Source organism: Maledivibacter sp. (assembly GCA_025210375.1).
Lineage (GTDB): Bacteria > Bacillota > Clostridia > Peptostreptococcales > Caminicellaceae > JAOASB01.
Genome location: JAOASB010000017.1, coordinates 1 through 22409 on the forward strand (window position 1 = coordinate 1; position 22409 = coordinate 22409).

At 34.2% G+C, this 22409-nt stretch carries 18 protein-coding genes and 1 other RNA gene; all 19 read left to right on the plus strand.

The window, feature by feature from the left end; genetic code table 11:
* Positions 1–183: 183 nt before the first annotated feature.
* Positions 184–930 (plus strand): triose-phosphate isomerase, encoded by a 747-nt coding sequence (gene tpiA / locus N4A68_05955; protein ID MCT4563849.1) that lies wholly within the window; start codon positions 184–186, stop codon positions 928–930.
* A 61-nt stretch (positions 931–991) separates the two neighbouring features.
* The gene (gene eno, locus N4A68_05960; GenBank protein MCT4563850.1) at positions 992–2284 is read left to right on the plus strand and encodes a phosphopyruvate hydratase; all 1293 of its coding nucleotides are present in this window, start codon (positions 992–994) and stop codon (positions 2282–2284) included.
* Positions 2285–2479: 195 nt separating this feature from the next.
* Entirely contained in the window at positions 2480–2713 is a 234-nt protein-coding gene (gene secG, locus N4A68_05965; GenBank protein ID MCT4563851.1) for a preprotein translocase subunit SecG, read from the plus strand.
* A gap of 238 nt (positions 2714–2951) precedes the next feature.
* On the plus strand, positions 2952–4943 hold the full coding sequence (locus N4A68_05970) for a sodium-translocating pyrophosphatase (protein ID MCT4563852.1): 1992 nt from the start codon (positions 2952–2954) through the stop codon (positions 4941–4943).
* 212 nt (positions 4944–5155) lie between these two features.
* The gene (locus N4A68_05975) at positions 5156–6475 is read left to right on the plus strand and encodes a hypothetical protein (protein MCT4563853.1); all 1320 of its coding nucleotides are present in this window, start codon (positions 5156–5158) and stop codon (positions 6473–6475) included.
* Between the two features lie 279 nt (positions 6476–6754).
* Positions 6755–7918 (plus strand): amidohydrolase, encoded by a 1164-nt coding sequence (locus tag N4A68_05980; GenBank protein MCT4563854.1) that lies wholly within the window; start codon positions 6755–6757, stop codon positions 7916–7918.
* Positions 7919–8176: 258 nt separating this feature from the next.
* A complete protein-coding gene (locus N4A68_05985; protein MCT4563855.1) occupies positions 8177–9727 on the plus strand; it encodes a glutathione ABC transporter substrate-binding protein in 1551 nt (516 codons plus the stop codon).
* 201 nt (positions 9728–9928) lie between these two features.
* Positions 9929–10858, plus strand: coding sequence for an ABC transporter permease (locus N4A68_05990; protein ID MCT4563856.1), 930 nt, complete (start codon positions 9929–9931; stop codon positions 10856–10858).
* 14 nt (positions 10859–10872) lie between these two features.
* A complete protein-coding gene (locus tag N4A68_05995; GenBank protein ID MCT4563857.1) occupies positions 10873–11763 on the plus strand; it encodes an ABC transporter permease in 891 nt (296 codons plus the stop codon).
* A gap of 73 nt (positions 11764–11836) precedes the next feature.
* A complete protein-coding gene (locus tag N4A68_06000; protein MCT4563858.1) occupies positions 11837–12808 on the plus strand; it encodes an ABC transporter ATP-binding protein in 972 nt (323 codons plus the stop codon).
* Positions 12809–12848: 40 nt separating this feature from the next.
* Positions 12849–13820: an ATP-binding cassette domain-containing protein gene (locus tag N4A68_06005; protein MCT4563859.1), complete on the plus strand. Its 972-nt coding sequence runs from the start codon at positions 12849–12851 to the stop codon at positions 13818–13820.
* Positions 13821–13834: 14 nt separating this feature from the next.
* A complete protein-coding gene (locus N4A68_06010) occupies positions 13835–14857 on the plus strand; it encodes a M42 family metallopeptidase (protein ID MCT4563860.1) in 1023 nt (340 codons plus the stop codon).
* Between the two features lie 185 nt (positions 14858–15042).
* Positions 15043–15300, plus strand: coding sequence for a YkuS family protein (locus N4A68_06015; GenBank protein MCT4563861.1), 258 nt, complete (start codon positions 15043–15045; stop codon positions 15298–15300).
* A gap of 98 nt (positions 15301–15398) precedes the next feature.
* Complete coding sequence (gene rnr / locus N4A68_06020; GenBank protein ID MCT4563862.1) at positions 15399–17516, plus strand: ribonuclease R; 2118 nt, start codon at positions 15399–15401, stop codon at positions 17514–17516.
* 207 nt (positions 17517–17723) lie between these two features.
* Positions 17724–18551: a Cof-type HAD-IIB family hydrolase gene (locus N4A68_06025; GenBank protein MCT4563863.1), complete on the plus strand. Its 828-nt coding sequence runs from the start codon at positions 17724–17726 to the stop codon at positions 18549–18551.
* A 112-nt stretch (positions 18552–18663) separates the two neighbouring features.
* Positions 18664–19131, plus strand: a complete 468-nt coding sequence (gene smpB, locus N4A68_06030) for an SsrA-binding protein SmpB (protein ID MCT4563864.1) — start codon at positions 18664–18666, stop codon at positions 19129–19131.
* Between the two features lie 40 nt (positions 19132–19171).
* Positions 19172–19530: a transfer-messenger RNA gene (gene ssrA, locus N4A68_06035) on the plus strand.
* Between the two features lie 216 nt (positions 19531–19746).
* Entirely contained in the window at positions 19747–20505 is a 759-nt protein-coding gene (locus N4A68_06040; protein ID MCT4563865.1) for a transposase, read from the plus strand.
* 109 nt (positions 20506–20614) lie between these two features.
* Complete coding sequence (locus N4A68_06045) at positions 20615–22297, plus strand: DUF5050 domain-containing protein (GenBank protein MCT4563866.1); 1683 nt, start codon at positions 20615–20617, stop codon at positions 22295–22297.
* The last annotated feature ends 112 nt before the right edge of the window (positions 22298–22409 follow it).

Below are 22409 nucleotides of genomic sequence, written 5' to 3' on the forward strand. Positions count from 1 at the left end.
TACTTGGCAGAATTGCATATGCGAATATCATCCTTGATTTAATTGCTTAAGATATAAGCATATTTGATGGTATGGCTTTGAAGAATTTTAGACTACATATGGTAGATAGTTTTTGTAGAAGGTAATTATGCAATTTGCTCAATTAAGTATGAAAAAATAATATAAATAATTTGAGGTGAGAAGATGAGATTGCCAATTATTGCTGGAAACTGGAAAATGCATATGACAAAGGGGGAGGCCTTAGATTATATTAGTGAATTAAAGGGGAAGGTTGAAGGAACCGATGTAGAAGTTGTGATATGCCCTCCAGCTATTCTTCTAGATTCTTTAAAGCAAGGAACTAAAGGTAGCAATATAAAGATAGGGGCTCAAAATATGCACTGGGAAGAAAAGGGTGCCTTTACAGGAGAAATTTCTCCTATAATGCTAAAGGATTTAAGTATAGATTATTGTATTATTGGTCATTCTGAAAGAAGACAATATTTTGGAGAAACTAATGAAACTGTTAATAAGAAGATTAAAGCTGCATTAAATCATGATATCATTCCAATACTTTGTGTTGGAGAAACCCTTGACATAAGAAATGAAGGGAATACAGAAAGTTTATTAAAAGAGCAAATAACTGAAGCTTTTAAAGATATAGATTCAATGGATGCTAAGAAAATAGTTGTGGCATATGAGCCTATTTGGGCTATTGGTACTGGAGAAACAGCTACACCGGAAATGGCGAATAATGCAATTGCTTATATAAGAGGAGTAATAAAAGATATTTATGATGAAACTATTTCCGAGGAAATAAGGATCCAATATGGTGGAAGTGTAAAGCCAAATAATGCTGAAGAACTTATGAATCAAAATGACATTGATGGGGCATTAGTAGGTGGAGCAAGTTTAAAAGCGGATAGTTTTTCACAGATAGTAAATTTTTAGGGTTTGTAAAATAAAACATTTTAAATCAATATATAGAAATAAAAATTAGGAGGTAATTTACATGTCAAATATAATTGGAGTTTATAGTAGAGAGATTCTTGATTCTAGGGGAAATCCAACTGTAGAGGTAGAAATTTATTTAGAGGATGGGGCAATGGGTAGAGCAGCTGTACCATCTGGAGCATCTACAGGGGCATTTGAAGCTGTTGAACTTAGAGATGGCGATAATGAAAGATTTCTTGGTAAAGGTGTACTAGATGCAGTTAGAAATGTAAATGAAATAATTGCTCCAGAGATTGTTGGTATGGATGCCTTTGACCAAGTAGGTATTGATAGCATGATGATAGATTTAGATGGAACCGAAAATAAAGGGAAATTAGGTGCTAATGCTATACTAGGTGTTTCTATGGCAGTAGCTAAGGCTGCGGCTAGTTCATTAGGATTACCTTTATATCAGTACATAGGTGGAGTAAATGCAAAGACTTTACCGGTTCCAATGATGAATATATTAAATGGTGGAAAGCACGCTGATAATAACGTTGATATTCAAGAGTTTATGGTAATGCCTGTTGGTGCGGAAAATTTTGCCCATGCATTAAGAATGGGTGCTGAAATATTCCATAACTTGAAGAAGGTTTTAAAGGATAAGGGATTAAATACTTCCGTTGGTGATGAAGGTGGGTTTGCTCCTAACTTAACTTCAAATGAAGAAGCATTAGAGGTTATAATTTCGGCAATCGAAAAAGCTGGTTACAAACCCGGTGAAGATGTTAAGTTAGCTTTAGATGTGGCTGCTACTGAAATCTATAATAAAGCAGAAAAGAAATACGAGCTTACGGGAGAAGGTCTAGTAAAAACTTCTGAGGAAATGGTTGAATTTTACAGCGAACTAGTGGAAAAATATCCAATCATCTCTATAGAAGATGGTCTTGATGAAGAAGATTGGGAGGGCTGGAAGCTTCTAACTGAAAAAATTGGGAATAAGATTCAGATAGTTGGTGATGACCTATTTGTTACAAATACAAAGAGACTATCTAAAGGTATAGAGAATGGTACAGCAAATTCAATCCTTATAAAGCTTAATCAAATTGGTACATTAACGGAAACCCTAGATGCTATTGAAATGGCTAAAAGAGCAGGATATACTTCAGTAATTTCCCATAGATCAGGGGAAACTGAGGATTCAACTATAGCTGATCTAGTGGTTGCGGTTAATGGTGGACAGATTAAGACTGGGGCGCCTTCAAGAACCGATAGAGTTGCTAAGTATAATCAATTACTTAGGATTGAAGATATGCTAGATAATTCTGCTAGGTTTGCTGGGGCAAGTGCTTTCTATAATATAAAGAAATAAAGGCGAGTATAAATTAGAAAATAATAGTAATAATATTTAAGAGGGTATTTATTATACCCTCTTAAATTAGTGTTGTTAAAATAATATCATGGGAGGCAAAGGTTTTCACAAAATACTTTGACATTATTTTATTGATTTTAAAAAACTCCTATGTTAAAATTATTTTGTTAAGCTTGATTATGGGAGGTGGAATGTATGAAAACATTGTTTATGGTTATTCAAGTAATTGCTAGCTTAATTCTAATTATAAGTATATTATTACAATCAGGTAAAAGCGCTGGGCTATCTGGTTCTATAGGCGGTGGAGCAGAGCAACTTTTCGGCAAGCAAAAAGCCAGAGGCTATGATGAGATGCTTGCAAAGGTCACAAAGATTGGAGCAGGCGCATTTATAGTGTGTTCATTAATATTAGTTTATTTGCAAGGTTAATTGAGGGGATTGCATAATATATATAGTATGGCTTTAAGGACTCTTAAATTATATATAGTAGATAATTTTTGCAGAAGATAATTATGCAATTTATTCAATTATAAAAATGAAACTAGTATTTAAATAAATTTCAAATAATAATGAAGAAATTTTCACATTCTTATTTGAAATTTATTACACTTTTAAGCATGTTTATCTTAAATGAAAATTTAATAGAGGAATGTGAGGAGGCAGTTTAATGAACTATGCAGTATTGGCACCAGTTGTAGGAATCATTGCTTTAGTATTCGCATTTGTATTAACATCAAAAATCAATAAGGTTGAGGTTGGTACTGAGAGAATGAAAGAAATATCTTCTTACATACAAGAAGGTGCAATGGCATTTTTGACAAGGGAGTACAGAACATTAGTTATTTTTGCAGCAATCCTTTTTGTTGTAATTGGAGTAGGGTTAAAGAGTTGGTTAACAGCTGTATGTTTTTTAATTGGTGCATTATTTTCAGCATGTGCAGGTTTCATTGGTATGAGAGTTGCTACTAAAGCAAACGTAAGAACTGCAAATGCTGCAAAAGAAGGTGGAATGAATAAAGCACTTTCAATAGCATTTTCTGGTGGAGCCGTAATGGGAATGGCTGTTGTTGGATTAGGACTTTTAGGTGTTGGTGGACTTTATTTATATTTTAAGGATCCTTCCATAATTACAGGCTTCGGATTAGGTGCTTCATCAATAGCTTTATTTGCCCGTGTTGGTGGAGGTATTTATACTAAGGCGGCTGACGTTGGAGCTGACTTGGTTGGTAAAGTTGAGGCTGGTATACCAGAGGATGATCCAAGAAACCCTGCGGTTATAGCTGATAACGTTGGTGATAATGTTGGTGACGTTGCAGGTATGGGTGCAGACCTTTTTGAATCATATGTTGGGTCAATTATTTCAGCTATTACTTTAGGTGTAGTTTCTACTTATGTTACTAACCCAGTTAATGGGGCTCTTTTCCCATTAGTATTAGCATCACTTGGAATAGTTGCATCAATTATAGGAACTTTCTTTGTTAAAGGTGATGAAAATTCTGATCCCCATAAGGCTTTAAAATTAGGAACTTATGTAAGTAGTATTATAGTGGTTATTAGTGCATTCGTATTAAGTAGAATGTATTTTGGAAATTTAAATGCATTTTGGGCAATTACATCGGGATTAGTTGTTGGTTTAATAATTGGACAGATTACAGAAATATATACTTCAGGAGATTTTAATTCCGTTAAAAAGATTGCTAAGCAGTCTGAAACTGGTCCTGCAACAACTATTATTAGTGGTCTTGCCGTAGGAATGGTTTCAACGGCATATCCAATACTATTTATTTCTGCGGGAATTTTAGTAGCTTATAAATTCATGGGTCTTTATGGTATAGCTTTAGCAGCAGTGGGAATGCTTTCAACTGGTGGTATTACTATAGCGGTTGATGCCTATGGCCCTATAGCTGATAATGCTGGTGGTATAGCTGAAATGTGTGAACTACCTAAGGAAGTAAGGGGTATTACTGATAAGCTTGATGCAGTTGGAAATACTACTGCTGCTATGGGTAAAGGATTTGCAATTGGTTCTGCTGCACTTACTGCATTAGCACTTTTTGCATCATATTCAGAGGTTGCTGGTATAACTGGAATCAATATTCTTGACCCTAAGGTTGTTGTTGGTCTTCTTATCGGTGGTATGCTTCCATTCCTATTCTCTGCGATGACTATGGAATCAGTTGGTAAAGCAGCTAATGAAATGATAGAAGAAGTTAGAAGACAATTTAGAGAAATACCTGGCGTTATGGAAGGTAAAGCTAAGCCAGAATACGCTAAATGTGTTGATATAAGTACGGCTTCTGCATTAAAAGAAATGATGATTCCAGGAATAATGGCAGTACTAGCTCCTGTTGTAACTGGATTAATATTAGGAAAAGAAGCATTAGGTGGATTACTTGCTGGAGCATTAGTTACTGGTGTTCTTATGGCTATATTCATGGCAAACGCAGGTGGTGCATGGGATAATGCTAAGAAATATATTGAAGAAGGACATCATGGTGGAAAGGGAAGTGAACCTCATAAGGCTGCAGTAGTTGGTGATACTGTTGGTGACCCATTCAAGGATACTTCTGGACCATCAATCAATATCCTTATTAAGTTAATGACTATAGTTGCATTAGTGTTTGCTCCACTATTCAATTCACTGGGTAGTCTATTATAAGATATTTTGCAATAAAAGGAATACCCTATTCTATATGATTATATAGAATAGGGTATTTTTATATGCACAAAAAGGAAATCTAAATTTGGGAGGGTGTATAACTGAGGGTTATTTTATTCAAACTTTGGTGTATGGTATAATAAATCTATACAAATGAATGAAGAAAATTCACAACATTGAGATAAAATCCCATCTGTTTAGGAGGTCATAATATGAAAATTAAAATGGGTGTTATTGGGGTCATAGATACTGTTGAAAAAATAAAGAGAATTGTTCCAGAATTTCACAATCAAATTCAGGTTTCTTATTATCTTTATTCCAATAAAGATGAAATTTTTGATATTTTAAAGAAACATCAAGATAATCTAGATGTGTTATTATTTTCCGGAAGTTCTCCATATTTTTATGCAAAAAATAACAACATCTTGACTAAACCCTCTGTTTATGTTCCTCGAATTGCAACAAGTATATTTGAGACACTTTGGCTGATCAGAGATATGAATCTTGATTATACTAAAGCTAGTATTGATGTCTTAAATGAAAAGCACGTTAATGAGGTTCTAGACTCTTTAAATATTCCTAAGGACAATTTTTATGTAAAATCCGGTGACTATATTGATGATGGAAAACAACTATCTTCTTACATAGAAAACCTAGTACCATTTCATTATGATCTATGGAAGGATGGGAAGATAAGTGTAGCAATTACGAGTAACTCTATGGTGGCTAAAAAACTAAAATCTCTTGGGGTTCCGGTTTTTAGGCTTTATCCCACTATTCCATCCATTAGGGGTAGTATTAATAGAGCTATATATATATCCGATGTTGAAAGAATAAAAAGTACACAAATAGCTATTCAGATAGTGCGAATAAAGGATGATACTCAACGTAATGCCTTTGAATATGAATTCTTAAAAATTAAAAATCGTTTTGAAACCATACTTATAGAATATACCCAACAAAACTTTGGTTCGTTTTTTCCCTTTGGAAACAATGAATACCTAATATTTACCACAAGGGGAGCCTTAAATAGAAAAAGTATTGAAGAAAAGTTCAGTAAAATAATTGATCTGGAAAAGGATTTAAATATTTTATTTGCCTCTGGCATAGGCTATGGTAATACGGTCTATAAAGCGGAAACTAATGCTAGAATTGCTTTAACACATGCTATGAATGAAACTAATAGTTGTTGCTTTATTATAGAGCAAGATGGAGGTATTGTTGGGCCGCTAGGAAGTATGGATAATATTAATTTGTCATATAATTTGATAGTAAAGGATAAAAGAATTCAAAAAATAGCTGAGGATATAAATATCAGTCCCACCTATGTAGCTAAGATAAAGTCGATTATAGATCAGACGGGAAATGATATTATAGATTCCGAAGAGCTGGCCAGTTTCCTAGGCATAAGCCTACGTAGTTCAAGGAGAATCATAAACCAATTTTTAGATGGAGGATATGCTAAGGTGGTGGGAAAGGCAAGGCAATCTCCCACTGGTCGCCCTAGGAGGATAATAAAAATTGAAGTCTAAAGGGATTATTGTATAGGGTTTTCATAATATAACTTAAAGTCTATACTATGAAAACCCTATAATAGTTTTGAAGGGCAAAGTTCAAATAAATAGTTTTGCATAATCGAGAAACTGTGGTGAATTCATCGCAGTTTCTTTTAGTATTGCCCTTACTATAGTTAGGAAATTTAGAAAATTTTAAAGAGTAGAAGGATTTAAAAAATTAATGTCGAATTAAGTAATTAAAGACATGACCATAATATGTCACTAATAATTATTTAATAGGCTAGGAGGAGTAAAATGTTATTTATTAAAAATGGAAAAGTTGTGACGATGATTGGAGAAATAATACAAAGGGGAAGTATTGTCGTAAAAAATGGCAAAATACAAGCTATTGGGACGGATTTGGATATACCTGAAGGTGCCAATGTTGTTGACGCTGAGGGTAAGATTGTAATGCCAGGATTTATAGATGCCCATACACATTTAGGACTTAAGGAGAGTGCTATACAGTTTGAGGGTATTGATCACAATGAAACCAGTGATCCAATTACACCCCATATGAGGGGAATAGATGGGCTTAACCCTATGGACGATACTCTTAAAGAGGCCTATGAGGCAGGAATCACTTCTGTTGGAGCTGGACCGGGAAGTGCTAACGTCATTTGTGGTCAATTTGCTGCCATTAAGACCTATGGTAAACGTGTGGATAATATGATCATAAAAGATCCAATTGCCATGAAATGTGCTTTTGGAGAAAACCCGAAAAGAAATGGTAAAGAAAAGGGAAGAGCCCCGGTGACAAGAATGGGAATTTCGGCGTTATTTAGAGAAACCCTATATAATGCGGTTGAGTACAAGAAAAAATTGGATATAGCTAAAAAAGATCCTTCTAAGGCACCTGCATTCGATATAAAGATGGAGGCATTACTGCCGGTTATAAATAGAGAAATACCTTTAAAGGTACATGCCCATAGAGCTGATGATATCTTCACTGCCATTAGGATTGCCAAGGAATTCAATGTAAGGATAACTTTAGACCACTGTACAGAAGGACATTTGATCAAGGAAGAGCTTAGTAAGGAAGGCTATGATGTTATCGTTGGGCCAAGCCTAGGTCATTCAACAAAATTTGAATTGAAGAGCAAGTCCTTTGTCACACCTGGAGTGCTTAGTAAAGAGGGATTAAAAGTAGCTATAACAACGGACAGTCCGGTTATTCCCCTTCATTATCTTCCTATATGTGCTGCATTAGCTGTTAAAAAGGGAATGGATAGGACAGAGGCACTAAAGGCTATCACAATAAATGCCGCAGAAATTATGGGGATTTCAGATCGTGTTGGGAGCTTAGAAGTTGGTAAGGACGCTGATATTGTAATATGGGACGGAGACCCATTAGATATACAATCCTTGGTGGAGTGTACAATAATCAATGGGGAAATAGTATTTGAAAATAAACAATAATATCTATTTGAGGAAATTGCATAACTCTTACTTGGCAGAATTGCATAATATATATGGTATAGCCTTTGAGATTTTAAAACTACATGTGCTAGATGGTTTTTATAAAAAGTAATTATGCAATTTGCTCTATTAAATAAATAATTCGTAAATTTTCAAAAAAATGAAGGAATTTAGAAAGTTGTGTCGAAATAAGAGTTACAGTCGTGACAATAACATGACCGTAACATAACTGATCAAATTTCTAGAGGGGGAAAAAACATGTTAAAAGGAAAAATGAAAAAAATGCTGTCCCTTGCTATAGTAGTGGCTTTATGCTTCACTATGCTAGCAGGTTGTGGCGGAAGCAAAGCAGCTGGAAGCAAATCAGGTGAGAAGAAGGATGAATTAATTGTAGGTCTAGTGGCAGAACCAAAGATTTTAGATCCTCATCCAGTTAATGATGTACCTTCCGGTAACGCTTTGGTACAAATCTATGAATCATTAATTACTCAAGACGTGGATATGAATATCGAACCTCAACTTGCCGAATCTTGGAAGCAAATTGATGATTTAACCTGGGAATTTAAACTGAAAGAAGGAGTTAAATTCCATAATGGAGAGGAATTAAAGGCAAAGGATGTTAAGTTTTCCTTCCAAAGAGCAGCGGAAAGTGCAAGAATAGGCCATATCGTTGGTATGATAGATGCAGATAATATTGAGATTGTAAATGACTATACAGTTCGTATTCCTACCAAGGAGCCATTTTCTGCATTGCTACCTAGCCTATGTCATACGGGAGCTATGATTTTAAATGAGAAGGCTGTTACAGAAGCAGGGGAAGCTTATGGGGATAATCCTGTGGGAACTGGTCCATTCAAATTTGTTGAATGGAAGAGAGGCGACAGCTTAACCTTCGAAAGATTCGATGATTATCATGGTGATAAAGCAGGAGTTAAGAAATTGGTTATGAGGATTATTCCTGAAAGAACAAATAGAGTAATTGAACTTGAAACAGGTGGTATAGATGTCTGTTATGATGTAGGTGCAAATGACATCAAGAGATTAGAAGAAAATGAAGATATAGATGTTTATAGAAAAATTAGTTTTTCAACAAGTTATTTAGGATTAAACTGCACTAAGGATCCATATAGCGATATCAAAGTACGTAAAGCGATTAACTATGCACTTGATGTAGATGCAATTGTGGATTCTGTACTTAAGGGTATTGGAACTGTTGCCAAGGGGCCAATGACACCAAATGTGCCGGGAGCAAAAACGGATTTAGTACAATATGGATATGATTTAGAAAAAGCTAAACAATTATTAAAAGAAGCTGGGTATGAAAATGGATTTAAAACAGAGCTTTGGACTAATGAGAATAAAGACCGTATAAATATGGCTGAGATAATTCAGGCTCAATTAAAAGAAGTTGGAATTGAAGTTGAAGTTAAGATTCTTGAATGGGGTGCTATGTTAGAAGGCCTAAATAATAAGGATCACCAAATGTTCATTTTAGGATGGGGTAATAGTACAGGTGATCCAGATACAGGTTTATATGCTCCATTCCATTCATCAAAGCATGGAAAAGGTGGTAACAGAGTATGTTATACAAATAAACGGGTTGATGAATTATTGGATTTAGGTAGAAAGACCTTTGATACTGAAAAAAGAAATGAAATTTATGACGAAGTACAACAAATTGTTTATGATGAAGCAGCTTGGTCATTATTATACAACAAAGAGGTTGTTATGGCTGTTAAAAAAGAAGTAAAGGGTCTTAAGGTATGGCCAAATAGTAAGCATAGATTTGATTCCGTTCACTTTGAATAATTTATAAGAAGTCCCCTAAATATGGGGACTTAGTATTCTCATATTTAGGAGACATTAATGGGTGAGGAAATTGCATAACTCTGACTTGGCAGAATTGCATAATATATATGGTATAGCTTTGTGACTTTTGAAACTATATATATTATATGATTTCTGTAGAAAGTAATTATGTAATTTGCTCAGGTAAAAGGGGGTAAATTAGTGCATAAATATATATTTAGGAGATTGCTTTTATTAATCCCTGTACTTCTTGGGGTAACATTTATCGTATTTACCTTAATGTACATTACGCCAGGTGATCCAGCGGCTATTATGCTGGGTGAGGATGCACCTCAGGAGGAAGTAGAAAGGCTCAGAACAGAGCTAGGGTTAGATAAGCCTTTTATAGTTCAGTATGGACGTTTTGTTGGTAATATAGTTCTTCATGGAGATTTTGGTAAATCATATGTTACTAAAAGACCGGTTTCACAAGAGATTTTTGCACGCTTTCCAGCAACGTTAAAATTAGCGGCAGCGGCTGTATTCGTTTCTGCCGGTATTGGAATACCCTTAGGTATTATATCTGCTACTAAGCAATATTCAATAATCGATAACGTTTCTATGGTGTTTGCCTTGATCGGGGTTTCTATGCCTAATTTCTGGCAAGGTTTAATTTTGATTATGATTTTTTCACTTCATTTGGGTTGGCTTCCCGCTTCGGGCTTTAGTGGGTTCAAATATATAATTTTACCCGCATTGACTATTGGGACTAGTTCTGCCGCAATTATAACTCGTATGACGCGATCAAGTATGCTTGAGGTTGTTAGACAAGATTATATAACCACAGCTAGGGCAAAGGGTCAAAAAGAAAATAAAGTTATCAATAAGCATGCATTAGGTAATGCTTTAATTCCTATTATTACAGTTGTTGGATTGCAATTTGGACATCTACTGGGGGGAGCTGTATTAACTGAATCAATTTTTGCTGTTCCAGGAGTAGGAAGATTGATGGTTGAATCTATAAAATGTAGAGATTTTCCAATGGTTCAAGGTGGGGTGCTTTATATTGCCCTATGTTTCTGTATAGTAAATTTATTGGTTGACATTTTATATGCCTTTGTAGATCCGAGAATAAGGTCACAATATCGTTAAAAGGGAGGCATTTTATGGAAGCGAAATTGGATAATAAAAATAGAGCCAGAGTACGTAATAAAAAAAGAAGCCAATGGGTAGAAATAGGAAGGCGACTTAAGAAAAATAAAGCAGCCATGTTTGGGTTATCAATAATACTTTTACTTATCTTAACAGCGATCTTTGCAGATTTTATTGCTCCATATCATTATGCAAAGCAAAGTTTAAAGGATGCTTTACAGACTCCAAGCTCAGCACATTGGTTTGGAACTGATGAATTCGGACGGGATATATTCACTCGTGTTGTATATGGGGCTAGGATATCATTAATGGTGGGCATTTTAGCCGTTGGTATAGCTATGATCATCGGTGGGGCCTTAGGTGCCATTGCCGGTTTCTATGGAGGGAAACTGGATAATATAATCATGCGTTGCATGGATGTACTTCTAGCTATTCCATCAATTCTATTGGCAATTGCTATTGTTGCCTCGTTAGGGCCCGGATTAGCCAACTTGATGATTGCGGTTGGGATATCAAATATACCGAGATATGCACGTATCATGAGGGCTTCAATATTATCCGTTAGAGATCAGGAATATATTGAGGCATCTAAATCAGTCGGCGCAAATGACTTTGCAATTATAGTTAAGCATATTATTCCAAACTGCTTAGCGCCGGTTATTGTACAAGCGACACTTGGTGTTGCGTCTGCCATCTTATCATGTGCAGGACTCAGCTTTATTGGTTTAGGTATTAATCCACCTACACCGGAGTGGGGTTCAATGCTCTCTAGAGGAAGGGATTACATAAGGGATTGTTGGCATATAACTGCTTTTCCAGGTCTGGCAATAATGATTACTATTTTTTCATTGAACCTATTAGGTGATGGATTAAGAGACGCCTTTGATCCAAAGCTGAAGAATTAATTAAAGATATTCGACTTCTTTTTTAAAAAAATTTATACATATAAGTTGGTATCTATAGATAGGAGTAGGGACTATGGCAGAAGGAAAAAAACTATTGGAAATAAAAGATCTTACTGTGCATTATGTAACCGATGATGGAGTAGTTCGTGCATTAGAGGATATGAATGTTGAGATAGGTTACGGAGAGACCTTAGGTTTTGTTGGGGAAACGGGAGCTGGAAAAACCACAACTGCTAAGAGTATAATGCGTTTACTTCCAGATCCGCCTGCAAAGATATTAAGTGGTGAAATCATCTTTGAAGAAAAAGATTTACTCAAAATGTCAATAAAGGATATGCGTGATATACGTGGAGATAAGATTTCGATGATATTCCAAGATCCCATGACTGCACTGAATCCAGTTATGACAGTAGGTGAACAGATTGCAGAGGGTATCATGCTGCATCAGAGTCTGAAAAAAGAGGAAGCTTTTATTAAAGCCGATGAAATGCTTGAAACTGTTGGAATTAAAAGCCTTCGTTCCAAGGATTATCCACATCAGTTCAGTGGGGGTATGAAGCAAAGAGTTGTAATTGCCATGGCATTGGCATGTAATCCAAAACTCCTAATTGCCGATGAGCCTACCACTGCTTTAGATGTTACTATACAAGCCCAAGTGCTTAAGTTAATGCAGGAATTAAAGGAAAAGTACAAAACATCAATGATCATGATTACCCATGACCTAGGTGTTGTCGCTGAAGTTTGTGATAAAGTCGCTGTCATTTATGCAGGTAATGTTGTGGAGTACACCGATAAAAGAAAATTGTTTACAAATCCAAGTCATCCCTATACAGTAGGACTATTTGGATGTATACCAGACGTGTTTTCTGATGATGAGGAATTATCGCCAATAACGGGGTTGATGCCAGACCCCACAAATTTGCCAAGTGGATGTCCGTTCCATCCGAGATGTCCTAAAGCAATGGATAAATGCTCAAAAGAAAAGCCAAGCAATATAGAAATAGATGATAATCACTTTGTAAAATGTTTTCTATTTGAAAAATAAAGAAATAAGGACATATGGCTTAAATCTAGGGGTGAAATGAATGACTGAAAAGCTTTTGGAAATAAAAAACTTAAAAAAGCACTTTAAAACCAGTAAAGGGATGCTTCATGCAGTAGATGATGTCAACTTTGATATACATAAGGGTGAAACCCTAGGATTAGTTGGTGAATCAGGTTGTGGTAAATCCACAACTGGAAGAGTCATATTAAGATTGCTAGAGGCGACAGATGGTGAAGTAATATTTGATGGTCAAGATATTTTAGAATTTGATAAAAATCAGATGAGAGAAGCAAGGAAGAAGATGCAAATCGTATTTCAAGATCCCTATGCATCCCTTGATCCAAGAAAGACGGTATTTGAATGTATAGCGGAGCCGTTAATGGTGAATAAAGTATATAGCAAAAAGTTAGATTTAGAGGATAGGGTTTATGAGCTTATGGATACAGTTGGATTAGCAGATAGACTGGTTAATGCTTATCCCCATGAATTAGATGGAGGGAGACGTCAAAGGGTCGGTATAGCAAGAGCGCTTGCTTTAAATCCCACTTTTATTGTCCAAGATGAGCCAGTATCTGCACTAGATGTATCTATACAGGCTCAAATACTAAACTTAATGCATAAGCTTCAAAAAGAATTGGGATTAACCTATTTATTTATATCCCATGACCTAAGTGTTGTTAAACATGTAAGTGATAGAATTGCAGTAATGTATCTTGGGAAAATAGTAGAATTATCTGATTATAAATCTATTTTCGATGATCCTTTGCATCCCTATACACAGGCATTATTATCGGCAATTCCTGTTCCTAAAATTGATATTGAAAGGGAACGTATTATATTGGAAGGGGATGTTCCAAGTCCAATAGATCCCCCCGAGGGATGTAGATTTTATGGCCGCTGTCGTTATAGGAAAGATATATGTAACGAAGAGACACCTAAACTTAAGGAACTAAAAAAAGATAGATTTGTTGCATGTCATTTTGCAGGAAAATTTGATGGATTGGAGGTATAGGTATGAAAGTAGATATGGAATATACAATAAAAACCCTGTATAAGTATTTGGACATTCCAAGTCCTAGTGGTTATACTACAGATATTATTAGTGAAGCCGAGAAGGAATTTCAGACCATGGGTATTCCCACTAAAGTAACCAATAAGGGAGCATTAATCGCCACAATACAAGGTGAAAATGATGAAGAGCATATAACTATTTCTGCCCATGTTGATACCTTGGGGGCAATGGTAAAACAGATTACCAGTGACGGTAGATTGAAATTTCATAGAATAGGTGGGGGTTCTTGGAATGCAATAGAAGGTGAGAACTGTCATGTTATTACCGATAATGGTAAAAAATACAGAGGTTCCATCGTACCAAGACAAGCTTCGTCCCATATTTATGGTGAGGCAGCTTACACGACCCTTCGAGATGAAAAGAATATGCTTGTTAGAATAGATGAAAGAGTACATTCAAAGGAAGACGTTCTTGCCCTAGGTATTAATGTAGGAGATTTCATTTATATGGATACCCGTACGGAAATCACCAGAAGTGGATTTTTAAAGACAAGATATATTGATGATAAATCTGCCGTAGCAATTGTTTTCGCTATATGTAAATATCTAAAAGAAAATAATATAAAGCCTAAGTACACCACTCATTTCTTCCTAAGCAACTATGAGGAAGTTGGACATGGAGTTTCTGCCATGCCTGAGAAAACAAAGGAATTTATTGCAATAGATATAGGAACCGTCGGTGAAGGGCAGGAATCAGATGAATATAGCGTCTGTATTGCCGCAAAGGATAATAAAGGGCCCTATGACTTCGAGCTAAGAAATAAATTAGTAAATATTGCAAAGAAGTATAATATTAATTATAAAGTAGATGTATACAATAGATATGGCTCAGATGCTACTGCGGCTGTTCATCAAGGCTTTGATGTCAAATTCGCGTGTATAGGTCCAGGAGTTGATGGAACACACCATTATGAAAGAACCCATATTGAATCCATAGAAAACAATATAGAATTGTTGATTAAATATATCACTGAATAATATCTAAAACATCATATGCTTAAATCAAATATAAAAGCGACCAATTTTGGTCGTTTTTATATTTGATTTAAGCATATGAAAAAATATAAAATTAAATTTTTTACCATGAAAATAAAGCTAAAGGTAATTATAGAAGTATAAATCATAAAAATTTAGAAAAAATAAACATTATGGAGGTGGATGAAATGAAAACAATAGGAATTCAAAAAGAACTCAATGAAATCGGGGAGACTTTAACACTGCATGGGTTTAAGGTAACAAATATGCTTGACACAGATGAAAAACTAGATGCTATTATATATTACAATGACGAAAGTAACTTGAATACTGAGTACGAGATAAAAAATTTAAATTCATGCCCCAAGAATGAAAAAGTATTAAAAATCAATGCGGCTAAAACAAATATAGATGATATTATGAAAATTTTGAATAACTTAAGGTAATAATAATGTAAATAGAATACCATCTATGATATAATACAGATGGTATTTTCTACTAATTGTAAGTAAAAAATTATACACCTATAATAGGAGGGATAGCTTTGGTATCTAAGGAAATTCTCCTGGAGTTCATGAGAGAACAAGCATATAATCCCATGTCAGACTCGGAATTAGCTAATGTTTTCGATATGAAAAGTGAGGAAATGGGATATTTTTTAAATTTACTAAAGGAAATGGAAGACGAAGGAGCAGTTATTAAAACTAAAAAGAATAGATATGCTATTCCTGAAAGAATGAATTTAGTAGTTGGTAGACTTCAATGTTCACAAAAAGGATATGGATTTCTTATTCCCGATAATACAGAGCTAAGCGATGTCTTTATAGCAGCAAGTGATTTAAATGGTGCTATGCATAATGATAGGGTTATAGCAAGGATTGAAAAGGGAATTATAGACGGAAAAAGATCAGAGGGCGAAATAATAAGAATATTGGATAGAGCCAATAAAGAAATTGTAGGAACCTTTGAAAGTAGTAAAAATTTTGGATTTGTAGTATCCGATGATAAAAGGATTAATTACGATATATACATACCGAAAAGTGAAGTGAACGGGGCTAAGGATGGTTATAAAGTAGTAGCTGAGATAACTAGATGGCCAAAGGCTAGAAGAAACCCTGAGGGTAGGGTAGTAGAGGTGCTAGGTCATAAAGATGATGTAGGTACAGATATATTATCAATAATTAGAAAGTATAAACTCCCTGAGAAGTTTCCTAAGAAGGTTTTAAGGGAGGCGGATAATATACCCGATACAGTTTCCCAGGAGGAAATAGCTAAACGAAGGGACCTTAGGGATATGAATATAGTAACCATTGATGGAGCAGATGCTAAGGACTTAGACGATGCTATTTCAGTGGAAGAACTCCCAAATGGTAACTATAGGCTTGGAGTATATATCGCAGATGTAACATATTATGTAAAGGAAGGTAGCCCTCTAGATAAAGAAGCCTTAAAAAGAGGAACCAGTGTCTATCTAGTTGATAGAGTAATCCCTATGCTGCCAAAAAGACTTTCTAATGGGATATGTAGTTTAAACCCTAATGTGGAAAGATTGACCATGTCTATTTTCATGGAGATAGATAGTACTGGTAAGGTAGCGAATCATGAAATCTTTGAGGGAGTAATAAAGACTAAGGAAAGAATGACATATACCGACGTCTCAGATATATTGGAAAAGGAAGACCCTGAGCTTATTAAAAGATATGATTATCTTGTAGAAGATTTTAAATTAATGAAAAAATTAGCTATGATACTTTCAAAAAGAAAGAACAGAAGGGGAAGCATTGATTTCGATTTTCCAGAAAGCAAAATAATATTAGATGCTGATGGAAAGCCTACTGAAATAAGAAAAGCCGAAAGAAGAATAGCTAATAGAATCATTGAAGAATTTATGATTGTATGTAATGAAACTATTGCTGAACACATGTATTGGTTAAAGATTCCATTTGTCTACAGAGTACATGAAATACCGGATTCAGAAAAAATATCAAACTTTAATAAGTTTATACATAATTTTGGTTATCATCTTAAGGGAACTTCAGAGGAAGTCCATCCAAAAGCATTACAGGATCTTCTAAGAATAATTGAAGGAAAAAAGGAAGAGCATATTATAAGTACTCTTATGCTTAGATCCCTTAGACAAGCAAGATATTCTCCGGAAAATCTTGGGCATTTTGGTTTGGCTTCAAATTACTATTGTCACTTTACTTCTCCTATTAGAAGATATCCTGACCTTCAGATACACAGAATAATAAGGGAGATGCTTCATGAAAAATTAAATCAAAATAGGATATCTAAACTTAAGGGAATAGTCGCAAACTCATCGGATCAATCATCTCAGAGGGAAAGAGTCGCCGTAGAGGCAGAAAGGGAAACCGATGATTTGAAAAAAGCAGAATATATGTCGTATCATATTGGAGAAGAGTTTGATGGTATAGTATCAAGTGTGATTTCATTTGGGATGTTTATAGAATTAGAGAACACAATCGAAGGGCTAGTTAGAATAAGTACACTGGTAGATGACTATTATATATTTGATCGTGAAAATCATCTTTTTAGAGGAGAAAGAACTAACAAAACCTTTAGGATAGGTGATGAAGTAAGAATAAAGGTTGTTAAAGTAGATATAGCTCAAAAAGAAATTGACTTTGTTATAGTAAAATAATTAAAAAAGTCTATAGACTTTTTTAAAGTCACAAGTCATATGTTCCAAGTTGCAAGGGTTTAGGTCATTTTCTGAGGTGTTCATAAACACCTAAATTATTTAGCAATCGATATTAAGTGTCGGTTGCTTAAAATTTGTGTTATTATTTATATGGATAACTGCTTAAACTTTAAAGGATTTTGAGGGATTATATAGGGAGGCGTAGTAATGGATTATAAGTTAGTAGTAACTGATATGGATGGGACTTTACTTAATAGTCAAGGAAAGGTTTCGGAGGAAAACAAAGAGGTTTTGAATAATTTACAGGATCAAGGAGTTCATATTGCTGTGGCTACGGGGCGTATATATACTTCTGCGAGAGTTTTTGCTAAATATTTGGGGATTAAAACACCGATTATAGCTTGTAATGGAGCAATTGTTAGGGAAATAGATGAAAATGAGCCCTTGTATGAAACACATATAGATAAAGAGGATAGTATTAGAATCGTAGATATTTGTCGTAAGTACGGTGTATACTTTCATTTCTATACAGATAATACATTTTATACAGAAAAGTTAACAAAAAGTGCCTTGAAATATTCAGAATGGAATAAAACCTTGAAGGAGGAAGATAGGATTAATCTGGAATTAGTAGGGAATCCCTATGATGTTGTCGGTGATATAAATACAAGGATATATAAGTTTTTGATACTTGATGAGGATGAGATTTTACTTAAAAAAATGCGCAAAGAGTTTGAAGAGATACAAGGTATTGAATGCTGTAAGTCGAGGTACGATAATTTGGAAATAATGAATAAAGGGGTACAAAAGGGTACAGCAGTAAAAAATCTAGCTGAGTCATTGGGAATTAAGAGAGAGGAAGTTATTTGTATAGGTGATAATGAAAATGATATAAGTATGTTAAAATATGCAGGTCTTGGAATAGCCATGGGTAATGCAGAAGAAATCGTTAAGGAAACGGCAGATTATGTAACAGATATCAATGATAATAGTGGAGTGGCAAAGGCCCTTAAAAAATTTTTATTTAGAACATAGGTTTAATAATTTATTGGTATAAATTATAGAAAAGATATATATGTTGACATTGTACGACTTATATGTTAAAATAGTTTTTGCATCTAAATTAGATATGAAGTTGGTGCTAAGTATGGCTAAGGTAAGGGTAATAGCAAATAATAAAAAGGCAAGACATGAGTACTTCATTGAAGAAACCTATGAAGCAGGGATTGCCCTAAAAGGAACAGAAGTTAAATCCATAAGGTTAGGCAAGGCAAATTTAAAGGATGGCTACGCTGAGATAAAGGATGGTGAAGTTATTCTTCATAACGTCCATGTAAGTCCCTATGAGCAAGGGAATATTTTTAATGTAGATCCTACTAGACCTAGGAAGTTATTGCTTCATAAAAGAGAAATTAGAAAGCTTATAGGTTATATTACTCAAAAAGGTTATACACTTGTACCCTTGCAGTTGTATCTAAATGATAGAGGACTGATCAAGCTACAGCTTGCTGTGGCGAAGGGTAAGAAGCTATATGATAAAAGAGATACTATAGCTAAAAAAGATGCACAAAGAAGAATACAAAAAGAACTTAGGCAAAGACAGAAAATGTATTAATGTTGATTCTCGAAGGGACTTTAGTCGTCTTTGATTACTTGGGGGCGTAATGGTTTCGACGGGGGTATGGAGTCATAAGTAGCGAGCCGTGTTTTTGCTTGGGGTACACGTTAAAGAACTGGGCACTTAAATATAAACGCAGATAATAATAATTACGCTTTAGCTGCCTAAGGGCGGCTCGTCCCTCCTAGGCCTACCGGCCGCTTAGGACTGGACGACATTATGCCGGGAACCGCTATTAGGGTTGTCTCGACCTATTAGTGTATAATTGAGGCTGGTCAGAAGGATAGCCTGTCATTGGGCGATCCCGAAGACGAGATAACAAAATAATGACTGCGCTCGGAGAAGCTTGTGGTAAAGTGCTTTCGGACAGGGGTTCGATTCCCCTCGCCTCCACCAATAGAAAAAAACCATGATTCAAATTGTTTGAATCATGGTTTTTTATATGTTCAAAACTCCTTGTGGCAAGGAGAAGTTTCCTTTGCCACGTAGAAATAGAGTAACATAGTAATGTGGGATAATTTATTCCAAGGCAAAAAAGAGAAAAAATGGCAAAGGGACGTTTTGTTTGACGCGTAGATAGAAATAGAGTAATATAGTAATGGGTGGTAATTTATGCCAAGAAAAAAAAGAGAAAAGAGCAGTACAGGGATATATCATATTATGATTAGGGGAATAGACAAGAGAGATATATTTATTGACGATGAAGATAGAGAGAGGTTTGTGTCATATTTAGTTAAGGCAAAAGAAAAAGGCAAGTATGAAATCTATGGTTATTGTCTAATGGATAATCATGTACATATCCTAATTAAAGAGGGAATTGAAGAAATAGGCAAATCAATTAAAAGAATAACTGTAGGCTATGTACAGTTTCACAATATGAAATATCAGCGTACAGGACATTTATTTCAGAATAGGTATAAGAGTGAGAAAGTAGAAGACGATTCATATTTCTTAACTGTACTACGATATATCCATCAAAATCCATTAAAGGCAGGAGTGACATCGGATTTAGATGGCTATAAATGGAGTAGCTATAGATATTATATTCAGCAGTCAAAGGAGAAACTAGTTGACATAGATAAGGCAAAAGAATACTTTGAAGATCAAAGTAGATTAATAGAATTTATGAATACAAGCAATAAGGATAAATGTCTTGAATATGAAGTGAGAGCTAAATATGCAGATGAAGAATTAAGGCAAAAAATATTAGAGATATATGATCCTATATTAATTAAGGAATTAAGTAAGCAAGAAAGAGATAATTTAATTAAAAAAATAAAAGAAGTTACAGGAGTCAGTAATAGGCAGCTGAGCAGGGTACTAGGAATTGGACGAGGGATAGTAGAGAGGGCTACTTTAAAGGGGAAATAAAATGACAAAGTATTTAAGAGTGGCAAACGAAACGTCCCCAAGCCATTCTGTTAAAGTTGTACAATATATAATTTATTAGTAAAATTTATAATATATAGGGGGAGAGAGCATGAAAAAAATTTTTTGGATCACTATTTTAATATCATTAGTACTAAGTACTATAGCATTTGCTGAAAATGATATAAAAATTTATATTGATGGGGAAAAAATTGAATTCGATTTAGAATCAGGGGCACCTTTTATCGATGAAAATAGCAGAGTGCAAGTGCCTTTTAGAATTGTAATGGAGAAGTTTGGTAGTGAAGTGAGTTGGGATGGCGAAAAAAAAGAAGCTACAGCTAAAAAAGATAATGTTATAGTAAAAGTGCCAATCGAACAACCATATATTTATAAAAATGATGAAAAGATAGATAGTGATACAGTAGCTATTATAAAAAATGGAAGAACTTATTTACCCATTAGAGTTGTTTTAGAAGCTTTTGGAGCAGAAATTGTATGGAATAACAATAATAAGGCAGTAACAATATTTAGAAATGAATCAGTTAAGCAAGAAAAACGTGGTAATTTGATTGGAAATTATGGACAAGTAGTCAAATATGACAATTATGTTATTTATTCTAATTTTGTTAAAGATATACCTCTTACTCGTGAGAATTTAGCAGATGGCACAAAAAAAATATTAGTTAATATTGTGAATGAAGATTTTTCTAATCTTAATGTAGTAGATGGCTGGTTATATTATCTTATAGGAGATTATTTTGGAGAACAAAAACTTTATAGAATAGATATAGATGGTGATAATAAAAAATTACTCATGAAAGGAAAAATTAGGGACTTACAGGTAGTTGATAATAATATATATTACAAAACAGAAGAAAATGAAATATTTAGAATGGATATAAATGGTAAAAATCCGAAGAAATTATTGAACTCTGAACATTGGTTTAATATGATAGTTACAGATGGTTGGATTTATATATTGGAGCATCATGAAAAGAGTTCATTACGAAAATTATATAGAATAAATATTGATGGTACTGAAATGCAAACAATAAAAGAAGCAGAAGATATTTCGAAATTTTCAATCGATGGTAAATTCATCTATTTTACAAACTCAGATGAACATAGTATTTATAAAATGAAAAAAGATGGGAGGGATGTTACTGAAATATTAAACGATATTACAGCTGGAGTTTTTTGGTTTAATGTTTACGATAATTGGATTTATTATAGACATAAAAATGGAGGAAGAATATATAAAGTGCGAACAAATGGAACTGATAGTATGTTATTGGTAGATGAAGTAACAAATTATTGTTTTGATATTATTGATGATTGGATTTATTATGACTTATATGATGGGTGTACTCTTTATAGAGTAAAAAATGACAATAGTATCAATCAGCAAATTAGAGCATGCTATAATGATGTTAAAGAGTATACGAATGAAGAAATTATCAGTATGATAGATAGTAGTAACAATGAAGAGTCAAAAGATATTGAAGAAATAAAAAACGAAGAATATACTAAAGAACAAATTGATTATTTTATAGATATTGCTTTAAAGGTAGAGTTTAATCCTAATGATCATCCTGATGGTATGGTTAAAAAATGGATTAAAAATCCTAAAATAAAAGTTTTTGGTTCACCTAATAAAGAAGATATAGAAACATTAAATCAAGTGATTAATGAAATAAATGGTTTAAATAATTCAATTGAAATATCATTTGATGATACATATTACAATATGGAAATTTTCTTTATTGTTTATGATAATCTAAAATTACCCTAGTAAAATAATTGAAACCTCCCCTAGAGGAAATATAAAATATCCCTATGAAACTTCATAGGGAGGCTGAGGGGATGATTAGTTTAGTGGAAAAACAAGAGATAATTTTAGCACA